A 13,291-nucleotide genomic window follows, 5' to 3' on the forward strand; every position below is an offset into this window, starting at 1 on the left:
CCCGGGTGCTCCTACTCCTGTGGCGCGGCCGGCTTCAGCAGCAGGTCCGACAGGCCGGGCTTGGAGCGGCGCAGCAGGTCCTCCAGCGAGTACTTGTCCAACGTGGCGAAGAACGCGTCGCGCGCCTCCGCCAGCACGCCCTTGAGGCCGCAGAGCGACGCGATGGGGCACGTGTTGCGCTCCCGGTCGAAGCACTCCACCAGGTGGAAGTCCGGCTCGGCCGCGCGCACCACCTTGCCCAGCCGGATGTCTCCCGGGGCCTTCGCCAGCAGCACACCGCCGGCCCGCCCGGCCTTCACCTCCACGTGCCCCTCCTGCGCCAGCGTCTGCACCACGCGCACCAGGTGGTGCTTGGAGATGCCATAGGCGTCGGCGATCTCCTGCGTGGACGACGGCCGCCCGGGACGTGCCGCCAGGTACATGAGGACGCGCAGCGAGTAGTCGGCGTGAAGGGTCAGGTGCAAGTCAGGCGGCTCCGGCGACGGGCCCCGCTCGCGGCACGCTCGGCAGGAAGGCATCCGCGTGGATGTCCTTCAGCGAGAACCCCGCGAGAAAGAGCTTCTTGCGCAGGGATAGCACCGCTTCGGGGTTGCCGCAGAGGAACGCTCGCCAGCCCACCGGGCGCTTCGGGAGGCAGGTGAGCACCTTCGCCTCCAGGGCGCCCTCCTCCACCTCCCCACCTCCTCCCGCCAGCACGACGGGCCGGTAGTGGAGGTTCGGATGGCTCGCCGCCATGGCCCTCAGCGCGTCCACGAGGTACAGCCCGCCCGGGTCCTTCGCCCCGTGGAACAGGTGGATGGGGCCGGTGTGCCCCGCCTCCAGCGCGTCCCGCAGGATTCCATACAGCGGCGCGAGCCCCGTGCCCGTCCCCGCCAGCAGCAGCGGCGCCTCCGGCTGCCCGGGCACGTAGAAGCAATCCCCGGCCGGCCCCTGCACGTGCACCTGATCACCATGTCTGACTTCGCGAGCGAACCAACCGCTCATGGCGCCCCCGGGCACGAGCCGCACGTGCAGCTCCAGCCGGCCCTCGCGAGGCAGGCTTGCCAGCGAGTAGCTGCGCGCGAGCCCGTCCGCGCGCACCACCGTGACGTACTGCCCCGCGCGATAATCGAGCGGGGTCTCCACCTCCAGCCGCACCGCGAATACGTCCGCGCTGAGCGACTCCAGGTCCACCACGCGCGCGGGGACACGCAGCTCCGACGCCCCCGCCACCTCCAGCGCCGTGCCCTCCTGTGGCCGGCACGTGCACGCGAGGAAGTAGCCTCGCGCCCGCAGCGTGTCCTTGAGCCCCACCTGCGCCGCCTCGGGCACCGCGCCCGAGGTCGCCCGCATCAGGCAGGACTGGCAGGCCCCCGCCCGGCACGCATGCGGCACGCGCACGCCCTGGCGCAGCAGTCCGTCCAGCACCGTCTCTCCGGGCTCCAGCGGATACCACTCGGATTCATGCCGTACCTTCGCCATGGCGTGCCTCCTGACGGCTGCTTCAGCGGTTCAACACGTCCGCCCGAGCCCCTTCGGCGACGGTCATCACCTGGCCCACCAGCTCCGCGGGCACGCCCAGCTCCTCCAGCGTCTCCTTCAGGTGCCCCACCACCGCGTCGAAGTGCGTCGCGTTCAGCCCGCGCTCCACCAGGTGCTTGTGCCCCGCGCGCATGTCCTTGCCCGAGTAGCTCGCCGGCCCGCCGGTCACCATCGTCAGGAACGCCTTCTGCTTCGCGGCCTGGCGCTCCATGTCCACGTCCTCGAAGAAGTGGCTGATGCGATCGTCGGCCAGCACCTTCCGGTAGAAGACGTCCACCGCCGCCGCCATCGCCGGTTCTCCGCCAAGCTTCTCGTACACGCTCGTCATGACTTCGCTCGCTTTCCGGGCCCACGCCCCAAAAGATGCATCCTGAATGCATCTTTAAGGGTCCCGCCGTCAACCCCCCGGGGTTCCGAGCATCGGGCTAACTTCTCGCGCATGTGCCATCGGCTCATGCGCACCTCCATGGCTGTGTTTGTCCTGGCAGGCTGCGGAGCAGGTCCCCTGCCCGTGGACGCGGAGGCTCAGGCGTGCAGCAGGCCGCGCGCCCGGCGCACCACGCGCTCCATGCCGCTCTTCACGTGGTCCAGCGGCAGGAAGCGGTTCACCGGCGTGGGCCGGTGCCCCAGCGGCCCCAGGTGCTTGCGCAGCGCGTGGTTGGTGCGCAGCGCGCGCAGGTGCCGGGCCGTCTCGCGGGTGTTGAAGATGATGGACAGCGACACGGAGACATCGTCCGCGCCGTTCTTCACGTAGTGCGGCGCCACGAAGGGGATGTGCAGCGCGTCCCCGGGCCCGAAGGCGTAGCGCTCCGCCGTCGCATCGAAGGTCTCGCGGTAGCTCACCTTGGAGCCCGAGCGCGCGATGAAGGCCTCCAGGTCCGGCGCGGGGACCACCTGTTCGTCCCACGCCTTCGAGACGTGCACCGCCTTGCTGCCCCGGAACTGCATCAGCAGCGTGGAGTAGCGGTCCAGGTGGAAGGGCGTGACGCTGCCGGGGGACGCGATGAAGAGGTAGAGCATCGGATCCACGGCGTGGGTGCCCACGCCCTGCGCGCGCATCAGGTCCTCCACCTCCGACAGGAGCGCGCGGTACAGGTCGTGGAAGCTGGGGTCCTGCTCCGGCGCGCGCAGCATGATGTACGAATTGCTCGTCATCATGTTCTCCACGGTGTCCTTCAGCGACAGGCCGGTGCGGTAGTCCAGGTGCGCGCGGTCGAAGTCCGCGTCCTTGGGCACCAGACCGGAGCTGAAGAACACGTTCGCGGAAGGCAGCCGTTGCACCACGCCCGCCAGGTTCTCCAGCTCCAACGCGGGATGCCCCAGGAGGGTGTGACGGCACCGGAAGGACTCACGGTCGAACTGCAACGGCGACCCGACAGACTCGAAGATGCGCTTCATGGAAGTGACTCCTTGCCGCCTTCAGCGACAGGTGTTCACTCAATGCCAGCAGAGCGCGCACACAGGTTCAAATTGGGGCATTTTGCCCCGGGTCTTCATGGGGCATATTGCCCCGCTCCCCTCTGAAGACAGTCGGATTCGTGGGATGTGGAACGAATTGAAGACCCCCCGGCGCCGGCTGCCTGGCCGCCCTGCCGTCGCCCTTGAGGGAGGGGCGGGCGCGGCTGGGAATCATGCCCATGTTTCGTCCATCACCTCGATGGGAGGAAGAGACATGGCGCTGGAAGCAATCCTGTTGTGGGCGGTGATTGGCCTCATCGCTGGATGGCTCGCGTCCGCGGTGGTGGGCGGTGGCTATGGCCTGATTGGCGACATCGTCGTGGGCGTGGTGGGCGCGTTCCTGGGAGGTTTCATCCTCCGGGCGCTCGGCACGGGAGCCCCGTTCGGTGGCCTCGCGGGCACCATCTTCGTGGCGTTCATCGGAGCGGTGGTGCTGCTGCTGCTACTGCGGCTCATCCATTCGAGCACCGTCCGAAGGGTCTGATCCGCACGGCCTGAAGACCGCGGTGACTTCTCGCGCGGGGCGCATGCGTCCCGCGCGAGTCGTGCTTCCGGGCCTGATGACGCCAGACACCAGGGGCCTGACGGCAGTCATCAGGGCGGTGGCCCTCCGGCCCCGCCGCCGCGTCCGTCCCCTGAGCGATTCCAAGCGGTTACCTCGTCGAGAAGCGTGTGGGGCGCGTGGCACGCGCCGTGCTCTAGCCCCCTGCATCGCTGAACCGGACGGCGTCTCCCCGCCGCCCCATCCAATCTCCGAGGAACACCGCCATGGCGCTCTCCCCCCTGTCGAAGTCGTCCGTTGCCAGCTCCTCCTCCTTCTCCCCCCGCACGTCCGCCACGGAGCTCTCCAGCCCGGTGTCGCGCCCCACGGCGGACGCGGCGAAGGCGAAGTGCGGCCCGGGTTCGCTCCAGGGGATGTTCCAGGCGGATGGCTTCGACGCGCCGGCGGGCGTGGGCAAGAAGGGCGCGCTCCAGGGCGGCAATCCCATGGAGCAGCTGGCCCAGATGGTCCAGATGGTGAATCAGCTGGTGGAGCTGCTCGGTGGAATGAACGGCGCCGGTGCGCAGCAGGCCGCGGGTCCGGCCGCGGCTCCTGCCGCTGCCCAGGCCGCGGCTCCTGCCACGGCCCAGGCCGCGGCTCCTGCCCCCGCGCAGGCGCGCCCGGCCGCGCAGACGGCTCCCGCCGCGCAGGGCGCCCCGGCTCCGGCGGCTCCCCAGAAGAACGCGGCCGTCGCCGGTCCCCAGTCCGTGGGCGACTCGAGCGCGGCGAAGGGCAAGAACACCATCACCCTCAACAACGACGGCGACAAGCCGATGACGGTGAACTTCACCCCCAACGCGGGCGAGAAGGCCGTCGACTCCGTCACGCTGAAGCCCGGTGAGAGCCGCACGGTGCAGTTCCCGGACAACTGGTCCGGCAACTTCCGCAGCGACAGCGGCGACGGCAAGAACGCGACGCTCGGTGAAGTGAAGTTCGACGGCGGGTTCGGGAACACCTACTACGACGTCAGCTACATCGAGGGTCACAACACCGCGATGACCATCCAGGCGGACGGCGGTGGCCGCCTGTCGGGCACGATGGACAACCTGCTCGCCAACGCGCCTGACTCCGTGAAGGCCAAGGGAGCGGACGGCTCCGCGTACGGCATCAAGAAGAGCACCACGTCCAACGTGCAGGATCCGGAGGTGGTAGACTTCTTCCGCAAGCACGTCGGCGCGGATCAGGGCTACGTCATCCCCACGGATGACGCGAGCACGCTGGGCAGCAAGAACAGCAACCTGGTCGTCCACCTGAAGAACCTGGCCTGATTCCCCCCTAGCGAGGCCCCCGTCCATGAGCGTCCGCCTTCCGTCTGGCCTTCCTCGCCCGGGCCTGCCCCAGCAGAGCCCCGCGAAGGAGAAGGAGGAGAAGGCGCAGTCCGGTGAAAGCAAGTCATCGGGCAAGGCCTCTGGAAAGGGCGGCGCTGGCAAGGGAGGCGTCGCCGTCAAGGGAGGCTCCGCGAAGGGCGCCTCCGCCAAGGGGGGCCTGGAGCAGGCCGGCCCCCAGGACGGCATGGACTTCGGCCGCTCCGGCGAGACGGAGCGCAACGAAGGCGGCGGTGGCGGTGCCAGGAGTGCCCAGCAGCAGGCCGGGATGTCGCCTGGCACGTCGCAGGGCGCCGCCAGCCTGGGCACCCTGGAGCAGCCCCCTGCCCTCGCGGCCCAGGCGCCCCAGACGGCCCCGGCGCTCCCCCAGCCTCCGCCCACGACACCGCAGGTGCCCGGGGCGCCCCAGCTCGCGCGCCAGCCCGCCGCTTCCGAGTCCTCGCGGGAGCGCACCGCGACGGACGGACAGTCGTCGGATGCCGCGAAGCAGGCGCTGGAGGGCCGCGCGAAGCTGCGCACCGCCGTCCTCCACCGGCTCTACCGCGGCCTCACGGAGGTGGAGGGGAAGATGGCCGCCTTCCTCGCCAACCCCGGCCGTCAGGGCGTCGTCACCCTGCCGGTGGTCCTGAGCGTGAGCACCGTCACCTTCGAGTGGTGGAAGTCCGCGAACGCGGTCCCCGAGGACCGGGCCTACCTGGCCCAGGTCCTGGGCGAGCCCGGCACGGCGGACGACGCCACGCTCCTGGGCACGCTGCGCGCGGAGATTGCTCAGGCCTTCGCGGAGTTCCCGCGCACGCCGCAGGGCGTGGAGGCCCGGAAGCTCTACGACGCCGTCCTCCAGAAGTACGAGGCCGCCCGCATCCAGCCCATCATCGCGGGCCACGACACCGGCCCCGTGGTGGAGGAGTGCGCGCGGCTGGGCCTGTCCTGCGAGACGGACTTCACCCGTTCGCTGCTCTTGTCACCGTGGATGCTGGCCACCAGCCAGAGCCCGGACGAGGGCTCCGCGACGCAGGTGATGGTCGCGGGCCTCACGCTGCCCCAGTTGGGCGCGCTGGTGGGCCACCTGCGCCAGCTCAACCCGATGCTCAGCAATCCCCAGCTGCGCGCGCTGCTGCTGCGCGCCTCCACGGACAAGAGGCTCGCGCTGCGCAAGGTGATGGGCCTGGAGGAGGTGGAGCAGGTGCAGGAGCTGGCGCGCCAGTTGCTGCGGCTCCAGGCCGTGCAGCACCTCACCGTCTGAAGCCGCGCGGCAGGCGCAAAAGCGAAAGACGATGAGCCGCGGCGGATGGACTCCAGTCCATCCGCCGTCTGTCTTCAGGGGTTATGAAGACTCGCGGCCGAAGTTGGACATGGCGCGGGAGCCGCCACCGTCCGTGTTGCCCAGCGCGACGGCCTTCTGCCCGCCCTCCTGCGCGGCCTGGGCCTCGGACATGCCCTGGGCGCTTTCGACGATCATCTGCCCGCCGCCCTGGTGCCGGTTCCAGCTGATCTCCATGGAGTCCGCGAGCCGCTGGGCGTCCACCGGAATCTTGGAGCCGGTGCTGGGGTCCTTGATGAGGTAGCGGCCCTTGTCGTCCTTGCCCTCCACGGAGACCCAGTGCGCGCGGCCCGTCTCGCCCGGCTTCGTCGTGGGGTCCACCAGGCTGGAGTCCACCATCACCGCGCCCTTGGCGCCGCGAGCGAGCGCGTCATCCAGGGCCTTGGTGTCCAGCTTGGACGACGTCTGCGTCACCTTCGTGCCCTGGTTCGCCAGCATGTTGGACAGCTCATGCGGCGACGTGCCCTGGCCCTGCGTGAAGCGCGACTCCAGCGCGGACATCTTCTCCTTGTCCGACGTGGGCTGGGCCTTGCTGTTGCCAATCTCCTTGCCCAGCATCACCGCCACCGCGGCGCCGCAGTCGTTCTGGTTGGTCTGCTTGACCACCTCGGGGTCCGTCCCCGCGGCGTCCCAGCCGCCAATCTCCGGAGCCTTGGGCGCGTTCGCGAGCTTCCCCGCGACGCCCACGTCCTGCGCGGAAGCGCCCGACACCGGCTGGAAGCGGTTCGCCCACGCCTGGTTGAGGGCCTGCACCGCCGCGAAGGCGTCCGTGGCCTGCTCCGTCTGCACGGGGGTGGGCGCGCCCTCCACCTGTGAGACGACCTTCTCCTCCGGCAACCCGGCCTGCTGAGCGGCCTGCTGCGGTACGGCGGTCGGCTTCACGTCCGCCAGTTGCTGGAAGGAACGGAGGAGATTGGAAGAAAGGTTCACGCTCACGGTCGTGGCTCCGGAGGGGGGGAAGGGGGATGTCATCCTACCTGTGATGCCGCCCCGTGTTAAGGCTCCCCGGACGGATCCAACCCGTGCTTGCGCAGGAGTTTCCGGAGGTAGACACGGTCGATATCAGCTTCGCGAGAAGCCCTGGAAATGTTGCCTTCGCAGCGCTCGATGAGGTTCTTCAGGTAGTCACGTTCGAACACTTCGATGAGGTGTTCTTTCGCTTCCTTGAAGGGCAGGTCCAGATCCGGACCCTTGCGGCCGTCCGCCCCCGGGTGCGCCTCCAGGTCCGGCAGGGCCTCCTCGCCCAGGTTGACCACCTGTTCCACCACGTTGCGCAATTCGCGCACGTTGCCGGGCCAGGGGTACTGCATGAGCAGCGCGCGCGTCTGGTCCGACAGCGCGCCCGGCTGCCGGCCCATCAGCTTGAGCATGTGGTCGATGAGCAGCGGGATGTCCTCCGGGCGATCGCGCAGCGCGGGCAGCGTCACGCGCAGCACGGCGAGCCGGTGGAAGAGGTCGCGGCGGAACTTCCCCTGCTGGACGGCCTGCTCCAGGTTCACGTGCGAGGCGGCCACCACGCGCACGTTCACCGTGAAGTAGTCGTTGCCGCCCACGCGCTTCACCTGCCGGCGCTCCAGCACGCGCAACAGGCGCGGCTGCAGGTCCAGGGGCAGCTCGCCAATCTCGTCCAGGAAGACGGTGCCGTTCTGCGCGCGCTCGAAGGCGCCGGCGCGGTCACCCTGGGCGCCGGTGAAGGAGCCCTTCACGTGGCCGAAGAGCTCGGACTCGATGAGGGTGGAGGGCACGCCCGCCAGGTCCACGATGACAAAGGGGCCCTTGGCGCGCGGGCTCTGCTGGTGGATGGCCTCCGCGCACAGGTCCTTGCCGGTGCCCGTCTCGCCGTGGATGAGCACGTCCGCGCCGCCGGGCGCCAGGCGCTCCAGTACGGTGAAGGCCTCGCGCATCTTGCGGCTTCCGCCCACGAGCGCGCCGAAGCGGTCGCGCGAGGACAGCGGCAGCGAGCGCTCGCGCGTGTCCTCCGGCACCAGCTTCAATTCGGTGGTGCCCAGCGTGATGACGCTGCCGGGGCGCAGCTCCATGGCGGTGAAGCGCAGCCCCTCCACGAACGAGCCGTTGTGCGAGCCCAGGTCCGTGGCGACGACGTGCTCGGCGTGCACCTCCAGCTTCAGGTGCTGGCGGGAGACGGCCTTGTCGGTGAGGACGATGTCACACGTGGGGTTCTTGCCCACTGTGTACGTCCCCTGCTTGAGCGGATGGGTCTTGCCGGCCTCCGCGCCGGAAAGCACCCGCAGCACCATCCGCACCTGTCCCGCACGGCCCCGGTTCAGGGTGGCCGTGGCGTCCAGGAGCGCCTCGTCGTCATCTGGGGGCAGCGACACGGCGCGGGACGGTAGCACGCCCCGCCAGGGTCGCCAGCAGCCGTGCGTAACGTCCTACCTGCGCCGGCCGCGAGGCGGCTTGCGGGCAGGCGGGCGCGGGGACTCCTTGGGCAGGGTCTCCAGCCACGAGTCCACCTCGCCCACGCGTTCGTCCATCCCGGACTCGCTGAAGCGCTCCCGGGCGCGGGTGGCCTCGCCCCGGGCCTCTGGAGACTGGCCCGTCTGGTACAGCGCCCGCGCCAGCGCGAAGCCGGACTCCGCCAGCGCATCCGGGGGCGCGGACGCGAAGGACACCGCCAGCTGGAGCGGCGCCACGGAGTCGCGTGCCCGGCCCAGGCCCAGCAGCGCCTGGCCCACGCCGTCGTAGGAAGGCTGGAGACCTTCGTCGCCCTCGGGCAACAGCTCGCGCTTGAGGGCCACGGCCTGCTCGTAGGTCTTCAGCGCGTCGTCGTAGCGCTTCATCCCCAGCTGGCACATGCCCAGCTCGTCCAGCGCCTCCGCCACCTGGGCGCTCTTCGCGCCATGCAGGGTCTTGTAGAGGTCCACCACCGCCTGGGCGTGCGGCAGGGCGCGCTCGGGCTGGCCGGCGTCTCGCAGGGCCAGGGACAACAGGCCATGCCGGCGGGCCACGTCCGGGTGCACCGGGCCCACCGCCGCCAGGGTCTTCGTGAGCGATGCCTCCAACAGCGGCACCGCCCCCTTCGCGTCGCCCGTGCCCAGCACCAGCCGCCCCAGGAGGAAGAGCGCCCGCGCGCGCTTGGGGTGCTCGGGCGGCAGCGCCTTGTCGTAGAGGGCGCTCGCCTCCGTCAGCCGCTCGCGGGCCTCCTCCATGTGGCCCTGGGACATGGCGAGGTTGGCCTGGTTCACCTTCACGTCGGCCTGCAGCACGGGCTCGCCGCCCAGGCGCTGGAGGGTGGCCTCCGCCAGCTCGCCCCAGTTCGCCGCCGGGTCGAAGTGCTTCTGGCCGTCCTCCACGTAGAGGAGCTTGTTGAGGATGGCGACCTTCAGCCGGTCCGCCCTGCCCGCCTCCGCGTCGAACACGGCGCGCGACAGCAGGCGGGATGCCTCCGGCGACTGGCCCGTCTGCTCCTGGAGCCAGCCCAGGTGGAAGCGCATCTCCGCCTTCAGCGGCAGGTAGCCCGTCTTCTCCACCGGCGACTCCAGCGCCTTCACCGCCGCGAGCGCCGCCGGGTAGCGGCCCGCGTCCACCTGCGCGCGCACCTCCGACAGCTGGTCCTCCAGCGCTTCAATGGCGTCGCGCAGGGCGGGGTCGGAGGGGCGGCGCTGCTGTTCGGCCAGCGACTCCACGTCCTCGCACTCGTGCAGCGCGGGCAGCGCGTGCGCCATGTCCACGGACTTCTCCACCATGGCGGCGTCCGCGCTCGCGAGCAGGTCCACCGTGGCGCGCAGGTCCTTGCGGCGGCGCTCCAGACACACCACCTGCCGGTCCAGTTGCTCCTCCGGCTTCACGCCGCTCACGCGCGCGTCCTCGCACGCCTGGACGCGCTGGTGCTTCCACGCGTCCGCGTACTGCCCCAGCACCTGCACGGCGCGCACGGCCATGCCTTCCGCGAAGGGCTTCCCGGTGGCGCGGAAGGCGGACTCCAGCTTCGCCTTCGCGCCCGGCGTCCACACGCTGTCCATCAGCGCGCCCGCGTCCGCGCACACCTGGGACTGCTGCCACGCCACGCCGCCCGCCACCGCGAGCGCGGTGGTCATGGCGCCCGCCGCGCCCAGCCAGCGCTTGCGCTGCCCGTGCCGCTGCTCCTGGGAGAGCGCGTCCAGCAGGGCCTGCATGGACGGGAAGCGCGCGTCCACGTCCAGCGCCAGCCCGCGCAGCACTGCCTGCCGCACCCAACCGGGCACCTTCGCGTCGCGCGGGGGCTCGCGGATGAGCGCGGGCGGCGGAGAGATGACGGGGGCCTTCGCGGGCGCGGCGTTCAGCGACTGCGTGCCGCCCAGGGACTGCGTGCCGGTGGCCTCCAGCTCCGCGCTCCGGCTGGCGGACGCGTAGGCCTTGATGCTGCCCGGGTCGAAGGGGCGCGTGCCGTACAGCGCGCCGTAGAGCGCCGCGCAGAAGCTGAACTGGTCCGTGCGCGCGTCCAGCTGCGTGCCCCGGAACTGCTCCGGGGACATGTAGTTGGGCGTGCCCACCAGCAGGCCCGCCTCCGTGAGCGTGGTGTCCAGCATGCGCCGGTCCGAGGACTCCAGGACCTGCGCCTCCTCCGGCGAGGCCGGGGCCTCCGGTCCGTCGCCCACCTGCCGCGCCAGCCCGAAGTCCGTCACGTAGACGCGGCCCGCATGGCTCACCAGCACGTTGGCGGGCTTGAAGTCGCGGTGCACCAGGCCCGCCGCGTGCGCGGCCTGGAGTCCCCGGCCCGCCTGGAGGTAGCGCTCCAGCACCTCGCGCCAGGACGGCTTCGCCTCCTTCAGCCACGAGCCCAGCGTGCCACCTTCCACCAGCTCCATGGCGACGAAGACCTGGTCGCCCCACATGCCCACGTCGAAGACGGGGATGACGTTGGGATGGGAGACACGCGCCATGGCCTGCGCTTCACGCAAGAGCCGGGACCGCGCCTCCTCGTTGTCGTGGTTGGCATTCGGGTGCAGCAGCTTCAGGGCAATCTTGCGGTCCAGGTCCGGGTCATAGGCGGCGTACACCACGCCCATGCCGCCCTGCCCCAGCTTGCGCAGGAGCAGGTAGCGGCCCACCTGGGGAACGGGCGGGACGTCCTCCGCGCGGCGCGGACGGGGGCCCGTTCCGTATCCCGAGCCCCGGCCCGTGCCCGCGCCCGAGCGCACGGAGTCCGAGTTGCCGGTGCCTGTGTTTCGCCTTCCGGTGTCTCTCTTCGTCATGGGGGCCGTGACCTGATCCGCGAGTCTACCGCCGGCCCTCGTCCGCTCCGAACATCCTTCCGCGGCGCGTCAACCCAGGCTGCCTGCCTGGTGACAGCCGTCATCAGCGGCAGGACCGCGGTCACCAGGGGCCGCCGTCAGCGTGGACACAAACCCCCGGAATCAGGGAGCGCCCGGCAGGCCGGAGGCTGGCACGCCAGACGCAATGGGTACGGACAACGCGGGCAACTTCGGGGTGCGGTTGGACCTCATCCGCGACAGGCCACATGAATATCGCCGAGCCGCAATCGACTGAATGCGTGGCTCGGATGGAGGCGGCGGTGAACGGAGACACCGCCGCCTTCTTGCTTTTCAGCGCTTCACGCGCTGCGTGCGCTCGTAGTCCTCGTAACGCAGCTTCGCGATGGTGCGCCGGTCGCGGGTGCGGACGACGATGCCCTCCGGGTGCTGCCCTGCCCCTGCATCCAACGCGCACCGGGTCGCGGGCGCGTGCGAGCGCAGCCAGGCGAACGCTCCCTCCAGGTCCTTCGGCATCGCGGCGCCGTCCTGTTCGAGGATGCGCGGCGTGGTCTCCAGTCCGTGCTCGCGGGTGAAGGCCATGAGCGCGTCCTCGGTCACGAAGGGCTGGCCTCCGGATTCGCGCCAGCCGGAGAGCTGCTCCGCGGACCAGGTGAGCGGCGTCTCGTAGTCGGTGAGGCGAACCACGTCGAAGACGCGGTAGCCCACGCGCTTCTCTCCCGTGTACTGCTTGCTGTGGGCGGTGACGTTGCCGCCGTAGACCTCGCCGAAGACGACGGTGATGCCGCCCGCGTCGAGCCGCTTCTCGCGCAGGGCGTCCGCCACCGGGCGCAGGTGCTCCACGATGCCCAGGGCCGGGTTCCCGATGAGGTCACCGCTCGCGTAGAGCAGCTCCTCGCGGCTGCCGAGCAGGTACGTGCCGTCCGGAAGGAACACGATGCGCGCGTTGGTGCCATCCACCTTCTCCGTGCCGACCACGGGCCCGTCGAACGCGATGGCGGGTTCGGCCAGCCGGCCCTTGTCTCCGAGCGTGTGGTACGTCGGGATGGACGGGTACTTCGTCAGCGAGTTGAGCGTGCGCAGGTTGGCGGTGCGGACGGAGAAGGTCATGGCGCGGCCTCGGGGGTGTGCGGGGCGACGGTAGCAGAGGCCCCTGGGAGGCTCGCGGGACGCTGCCATCCGCCGGGGCCTGACACACGGAAGGTTCGAGCGCATGGGAATGTATGGAGAGGTCCTGGGCATCGGCCCGTTCCACCGCGAGCTGGTGCCGTTTCTCCAGCAGCCGGAGGCGTGGCATTGGGACACCCGCGAGGGGGCCCTCATCGTCGTCCCCGTTTTCTCCGCGCCGGAGGGCAGCTCCCGCAGTCGCGCTCTGGCCGAGTGCCTGGGAGCGGACCCGTGGGACTTCAACACCCACGCGCTCGACCCGTGGCGTGCGGACGTGGACGCGCTCAAGCGGTTCGAGCAGCCCGGCGAGGCGCACCGGCTGGAGTGCTTCCTGCGCCTGCGCGACGCGGGCTTCTCCTTCTACTTCCAGCCGAACGGATAGCCCATGCCGGAGTTCTCTCCCATCGTCGCGGGCGTCATCGCCATCGGGCCCTTCCGCCGGAGCCTGGTGCCCTTCCTCGAATACTCCGCGCACTCCTACGAGCACACGCGTGAGGGCGCGCGGATCATCGTGACAGTCCTGAACGACTCCCACGACCCGGTGATGCTCCGGGACGTGGGCGAGTGCCTGGGATTGGACCCTTGGGACTTCAACACGCACGTCATCGACTTCGCGAAGATCGACCTGGAGTGCCTGGGCATCGTCTGGGAGAACGACGAACTGCCGGAGCGCATGACCGCGCTGAAGGACGCGGGGTTCCAGTTCTACTTCCGCATGCAGCACTGGAAGTTCACGGCCTGAGGC

Annotated in this window: 13 protein-coding genes; 5 read left to right on the forward strand and 8 right to left on the reverse strand. The window is 70.5% G+C overall.

Going from position 1 to position 13,291, the window contains the following annotated elements:
* Window positions 1-11 precede the first annotated feature (11 nt).
* From D7X30_RS23345 to D7X30_RS23360, 4 genes are all read right to left on the reverse strand, one after another.
* Complete coding sequence (locus D7X30_RS23345; protein ID WP_120565146.1) at window positions 12-464, reverse strand: Rrf2 family transcriptional regulator; 453 nt, start codon at window positions 462-464, stop codon at window positions 12-14.
* A 1-nt stretch (window position 465) separates the two neighbouring features.
* On the reverse strand, window positions 466-1,461 hold the full coding sequence (locus tag D7X30_RS23350; RefSeq protein WP_120565147.1) for a 2Fe-2S iron-sulfur cluster-binding protein: 996 nt from the start codon (window positions 1,459-1,461) through the stop codon (window positions 466-468).
* Between the two features lie 22 nt (window positions 1,462-1,483).
* The gene (locus D7X30_RS23355; RefSeq protein WP_120565148.1) at window positions 1,484-1,849 is read right to left on the reverse strand and encodes a group 1 truncated hemoglobin; all 366 of its coding nucleotides are present in this window, start codon (window positions 1,847-1,849) and stop codon (window positions 1,484-1,486) included.
* Window positions 1,850-2,046: 197 nt separating this feature from the next.
* Entirely contained in the window at window positions 2,047-2,919 is an 873-nt protein-coding gene (locus D7X30_RS23360) for a JmjC domain-containing protein (RefSeq protein ID WP_120565149.1), read from the reverse strand.
* A gap of 274 nt (window positions 2,920-3,193) precedes the next feature.
* Here D7X30_RS23360 and D7X30_RS23365 point away from each other — a divergent pair, with 274 nt between their 5' ends.
* The 3 genes from D7X30_RS23365 (at window position 3,194) to D7X30_RS23375 (ending at window position 6,088) form a co-directional block, all read left to right on the forward strand.
* Complete coding sequence (locus tag D7X30_RS23365) at window positions 3,194-3,463, forward strand: GlsB/YeaQ/YmgE family stress response membrane protein (protein WP_120565150.1); 270 nt, start codon at window positions 3,194-3,196, stop codon at window positions 3,461-3,463.
* A 284-nt stretch (window positions 3,464-3,747) separates the two neighbouring features.
* Window positions 3,748-4,788: a hypothetical protein gene (locus tag D7X30_RS23370; protein ID WP_120565151.1), complete on the forward strand. Its 1,041-nt coding sequence runs from the start codon at window positions 3,748-3,750 to the stop codon at window positions 4,786-4,788.
* A gap of 25 nt (window positions 4,789-4,813) precedes the next feature.
* Complete coding sequence (locus D7X30_RS23375) at window positions 4,814-6,088, forward strand: hypothetical protein (RefSeq protein ID WP_120565152.1); 1,275 nt, start codon at window positions 4,814-4,816, stop codon at window positions 6,086-6,088.
* Window positions 6,089-6,169: 81 nt separating this feature from the next.
* Here the strand turns inward: D7X30_RS23375 and D7X30_RS23380 are convergent, their stop codons facing one another.
* The 4 genes from D7X30_RS23380 to D7X30_RS23395 all read right to left on the reverse strand — a co-directional run bounded on the left by D7X30_RS23380 (window position 6,170) and on the right by D7X30_RS23395 (window position 12,489).
* Window positions 6,170-7,102: a hypothetical protein gene (locus D7X30_RS23380; protein WP_120565153.1), complete on the reverse strand. Its 933-nt coding sequence runs from the start codon at window positions 7,100-7,102 to the stop codon at window positions 6,170-6,172.
* Between the two features lie 59 nt (window positions 7,103-7,161).
* Window positions 7,162-8,424, reverse strand: a complete 1,263-nt coding sequence (locus D7X30_RS23385) for a sigma 54-interacting transcriptional regulator (protein WP_233591743.1) — start codon at window positions 8,422-8,424, stop codon at window positions 7,162-7,164.
* Window positions 8,425-8,559: 135 nt separating this feature from the next.
* Complete coding sequence (locus tag D7X30_RS23390; protein ID WP_120565154.1) at window positions 8,560-11,361, reverse strand: serine/threonine-protein kinase; 2,802 nt, start codon at window positions 11,359-11,361, stop codon at window positions 8,560-8,562.
* A gap of 351 nt (window positions 11,362-11,712) precedes the next feature.
* Window positions 11,713-12,489 (reverse strand): RNA ligase family protein, encoded by a 777-nt coding sequence (locus D7X30_RS23395; RefSeq protein WP_120565155.1) that lies wholly within the window; start codon window positions 12,487-12,489, stop codon window positions 11,713-11,715.
* A gap of 103 nt (window positions 12,490-12,592) precedes the next feature.
* Here D7X30_RS23395 and D7X30_RS23400 point away from each other — a divergent pair, with 103 nt between their 5' ends.
* Window positions 12,593-12,928: a hypothetical protein gene (locus tag D7X30_RS23400; protein WP_120565156.1), complete on the forward strand. Its 336-nt coding sequence runs from the start codon at window positions 12,593-12,595 to the stop codon at window positions 12,926-12,928.
* A 3-nt stretch (window positions 12,929-12,931) separates the two neighbouring features.
* Window positions 12,932-13,288, forward strand: a complete 357-nt coding sequence (locus D7X30_RS23405) for a hypothetical protein (RefSeq protein ID WP_120565157.1) — start codon at window positions 12,932-12,934, stop codon at window positions 13,286-13,288.
* Window positions 13,289-13,291: the final 3 nt, after the last annotated feature.

This window comes from Corallococcus sp. AB011P (genome assembly GCF_003611605.1).
In the GTDB taxonomy this organism is placed as follows: Bacteria; Myxococcota; Myxococcia; order Myxococcales; family Myxococcaceae; genus Corallococcus; species Corallococcus coralloides.